Source organism: Pedobacter sp., from assembly GCF_035566355.1.
Taxonomy (GTDB): domain Bacteria; phylum Bacteroidota; class Bacteroidia; order Sphingobacteriales; family Sphingobacteriaceae; genus Pedobacter.
On the sequence record NZ_DATMRL010000050.1, the window covers coordinates 1 to 4,263 of the forward strand.

Sequence of the window (4,263 nt, forward strand, 5' to 3'; positions counted from 1 at the left end):
CAATGCCTACCGGACAAGTCATCATGCACCGACACCTGAGCTGCTTGAGGCCTGTGACAGCCTTGGGATGTTGGTGATGGATGAGCAGCGATTGCTGAACAGCAGCCCCGAGTATATATCGCAATTTGAACAGCTGATTAAAAGGGACCGGAACCACGCCAGTGTGTTCATGTGGTCAATTGGTAACGAAGAAGGTTTGATTCAAACCAATTCCGTTGGTAAACGTATTGCTCAGACTTTACTGGCTAAGCAAAAGGAACTTGACCCATACCGTACCAGTACTTATGCTGCCGATTTAGCCAATGTGTTTACCGGCGTTAATGAGGTGATTCCGGTTCGCGGATTCAATTACCGTCAATTTGCTGTTGCAGATTACCACAGGGATCATCCTGGTCAAGCCGTGATTGGGACAGAAATGGGTAGTACGGTGACAACAAGGGGGATTTATGTGAAAGATTCCATTGCAGGTTATGTGCCGGACCAGGACATTACGGCTCCATGGTGGGCAAGCAAGGCTGAGGACTGGTGGACACTGGCGGCCGGGAATCCGTATTGGATGGGCGGTTTTATCTGGACTGGATTTGATTACCGTGGCGAACCTACGCCTTATGAATGGCCTAATATCAATTCCCATTTTGGTGTAATGGATGTTTGTGGCTTTCCTAAAAATATATATTATTATTATCAATCCTGGTGGACCGATCGGGACGTTTTACACCTTTCTCCACATTGGAACTGGAAAGGAAAAGAAGGGCAACCTGTAGAGGTTTGGGTAAATACCAACGCGGAAACGGTAGAACTGTTTTTGAACGGGAAAAGTTTTGGAAAGAAAACCATGCCCAAAAACAGTCATCTTAAATGGAGCATTCCTTTTCAACCAGGAACGCTTTCTGCTGTGGCCTATAAAAAGGGTAAAAAACTGACTGCAAAAGTGGAGACCACAGGGGATGCTTACCGCCTGGTGATGAAGGCAAGCCGCCAGGAAATTACCGCCGACGGAAAAGATGCTGTTGTGGTTAACGTAACCGCCTTAGACAAACAGGGCAGGGAAGTGCCTGATGCCAATTCAGTTGTTGAATTTTCTCTGAAAGGGGATCTAAAGATTATTGGTGTTGGCAACGGGGATCCAAGCAGTCACGAATCGGATAAAAGCGAAAATGGTACCTGGAAAAGAAGTTTGTTTAATGGCAAGTGTCAGATTATTCTGCAGGCTGGGAAAGATGGCGGGGTAACGAATTTAGAAGCTGCTTGTAAAGGGCTGATGAAGTCTACAATTTCCATTAATGTTAAAAAAGGGTAATTCCCGCCGTCCATCCAATCCAACCCTTTAGATTAGGGTTGGATAAATTAAATTGATCTTTGCGCTGGATCATATCAGTGTAACCGGGGTTCACTGTAAGTTGATCGCTATAATAAATATTTAAAGATGGGCCTGTAGTAATTCTGAGCCCACCAGCAAGCCTGAAATTTAAACCCAGATCTAAACGATTTAAAAGATTGACGTCTTTCCAATTGCCCAGATAAAGATATCTGCAACTTAGTTCAGGACTTAAGCTGAGCATTTTACCCATATTGATCACTTTTCCTAACCCTGCGCCGAAAAGGTATTGTTTTTCTTCCTTTTTAAGGTTCATACCAGTGAGCAGTGAAGTGTAAAGGTTGTTGTTTCCGGTTTTCAGCGCTAGATTCAGTGCTGTCGTTTCATTGGCACTGATGCTGATGCGCTGAAAGCCATTGCTGATCAGATTTAGTAAGCCTAAACTATAGCCGGTTGAAGAATGGGCTACATTAATCAAGCCGAACTGGAAACCGCTAAGTTGGTCTGCCTGGTTTAAAATACCCGACATTTGCAATCCACTGGATGTTCCGTGAACCGTATTAAATATTCCGGCCAATTGAATGCCGGATGAATTCTTTTGTACATTATTAAATATGCCGGCAATTTGAACCCCCGTCCGGCTGCCTTTAACATCGTTATAAATGCCAGCCAGCTGAAGGCCGTCGGCTTTGCCACCGTTGATATTAAAAATGCCTGCTAGCTGCACACCGCGCATATTCATTTTATTGAGATTGAAAATGCCTCCAACTTCGACGCCATTTACACCTGCACTGTATCCGCCAACAACATTGAGCGATATTTCATTTACAATCTGCCCGCTAAAATTGCCATGTGTATTTATTGCAGGCGTTAAAGAGGCCTGGTAGGGTGCAGTAGAAATCATGTTTCCGAGATTGAGCGCATGTATCCGCTGTTTAGAGGAGATCAGGAACTGAGCAAGCCCATTAGTGATCAGATCTCCAGGATCTTCGGATATTTCTTCTGTTCTTATTGTTTTGCCAGGTTGCTGTATTTTTACTTCCAGTAAATAATAAGTGGTCAGTTCCTTGTAATTCTCTTTGCTGATGCGGAGTGCTATGGGTTGATCAATATGTGAAAGACTGATTTCAAAATATCCGTTTTCGTCGGTTAATGTGGCTTGCGCAAGGTTTCTTTCATAGACGCTTGCATTGCGGATTTTTTGCCTGGTATGCTCATCAATTACATAACCTTTTATGGTATATTTTTCCTGGTCGCCCCAGGCTTTATCTAGTACAAGAGAGAGGCGTTTGGGCGCGTAGCGCAGGATAATGAAATTTCGGGTTTCAGAATAGTCATACCGTTCCTCTAGTAATTTGTCCAGTACTTCTTTTATAGCCAGTTCCGTACATTGAAAATTGACCAGACTGTCTTTTGGAATGATCTTGCTTTGATAAGAGAAGTGTAAGCCTGCTTTTTCCTCTATCTGGTTCATCACCTTTCCTAATGGTTGATTCTGACATCTAACTGAAATGGTTCGATGTAGCAAAGACTGGGCAGTGGCTGTTGGATGAAGTCCGGTCAGGATGATCAGGAGCAAGAAGAAGAAAGGAGGATGATAAAATGAAAATTTCATGGAGCGTCTTTTATTTTAGCAGAATCTGTTGATTTTTATATTCTACCTGTATTTTAAATGTCTCTTTAATGACTTGTATGATTTCTTCCAGCGACTGGTTCTTGAAATCGGCTGTAATCTCTTTGTTTTTTAAAGCGTTTGTACCGATCACAATATTTTTATGATGGATTTCATTCAGGACATCAACAAGTTCCTGGAGAGGGGTGTGTTCACATTCCAGTTCGTTGGTTCTGTAATAGTTATACAATTTGCTTTGAGTTTTTTCTTTAGACAAGCCGGTTTGATCTTTGTCTATTATACTTTGCTCTCCGGCATGTAATTCTACCGTTCTGTTCCCCCGGCTTACCTGTACAATGCCCGTTTCAACCACTACAACGGTTTTTTTATTCCTGTTTTTTACGTTAAAAGAGGTGCCAACTACTTTAACTGTGATTTCATTTACGGTAATGATAAAGGGTTTTTCTTTATCTGGGCTTACTTTAAAAAAGGCTTCCCCTGTCAATTTTACCGGCCTGTTCTTGCCTCTAAAGATGCTTGAATAGATGATTTCTGAATTTTTGTTCAATGTGATCTCTGAACCGTCGGGTAGCACCTTACGGAGTATACCTGCATGGCTTTGCAGGGTTAGGATTGTTGGGTTGCGGAAATAATAGGACGCAAACCAGCCCAGGCCGCAGATCAGCAAAACGATTGCAGCAATTTGGAGCCAGAGAGTGTTAAAAATTCTGCGTTTTGGAACAACGGGGGTGTTTAAGTTCAGGCGGTTTTCCAGTTTAGTCCAGGCAGCAGATTCTTCTTCCTCACTGCCCTCTGCGAGGCTGGCACTTTCTTCCCAGATCAGTTGCAACCCGTTCAAATATTGCTGATTTTCCTTGCTGTCCCTGAGCCACGTTTCCACTTGCTGAACTTCTCCAGTAGTTGCTTCCTTCATCAGGTATTTGACCAGCAGGCCATCGTTTATGGTATTGTTGTTGTTCATGGTATTATATTAGATACAGTAAGAAGATGATCAGTGGAAGGAATTCGACCAGTTTAATTCTCAAAACCTTCAGTGCCTTCCCCATTTGATTTTCAACTGTTTTTATAGAGATGTTCAGTGCATCTGCAATTTGCTGATATTTGAGCTGCTCAAAACGGCTCATCTGAAAAATGGTGCGGCATTGCTCCGGCAATTCGGCAATGGCACGCTGGATATGCTGGTTTAATTCTATGGCCAGTAGTTGATGACTGACATCGAGATCTCCTTGTTCCATATGCTGAGTCTGATAAGCGTGAAATGTATCTTTCACTTTCTGATGGCGGAGCTGGCTTAAACTTTCATTATATACCG

At 42.9% G+C, this 4,263-nt stretch carries 4 protein-coding genes; 1 reads left to right on the forward strand and 3 read right to left on the reverse strand.

The genetic code is table 11. The features are described 5' to 3' along the window. Positions 1 to 1,300: DUF4982 domain-containing protein (locus VNZ46_RS01775; RefSeq protein WP_325558352.1), on the forward strand; the 1,300-nt coding region annotated here is incomplete at its 5' end. Here VNZ46_RS01775 and VNZ46_RS01780 read toward each other — a convergent pair. The 3 genes from VNZ46_RS01780 to VNZ46_RS01790 all read right to left on the reverse strand — a co-directional run. Next, a complete protein-coding gene (locus VNZ46_RS01780) occupies positions 1,287 to 2,933 on the reverse strand; it encodes a carboxypeptidase-like regulatory domain-containing protein (RefSeq protein WP_325558353.1) in 1,647 nt (548 codons plus the stop codon). The two genes, VNZ46_RS01775 and VNZ46_RS01780, sit on opposite strands and share 14 nt — an antisense overlap. 10 nt (positions 2,934 to 2,943) lie before the next feature. After that, positions 2,944 to 3,912: a FecR family protein gene (locus VNZ46_RS01785; RefSeq protein ID WP_325558354.1), complete on the reverse strand. Its 969-nt coding sequence runs from the start codon at positions 3,910 to 3,912 to the stop codon at positions 2,944 to 2,946. A gap of 4 nt (positions 3,913 to 3,916) precedes the next feature. Further along, positions 3,917 to 4,263, reverse strand: a 347-nt coding sequence (locus tag VNZ46_RS01790) for a sigma-70 family RNA polymerase sigma factor (protein WP_325558355.1), incomplete at its 5' end; no start/stop codon positions are given.

Coding starts and splice junctions, on each gene's coding strand:
- VNZ46_RS01785 (WP_325558354.1), bottom strand. CDS start 3,912: ATGAACAACAACAATACCATAAACGATGGCCTGCTGGTCAAATACCTG.
- VNZ46_RS01780 (WP_325558353.1), bottom strand. CDS start 2,933: ATGAAATTTTCATTTTATCATCCTCCTTTCTTCTTCTTGCTCCTGATC.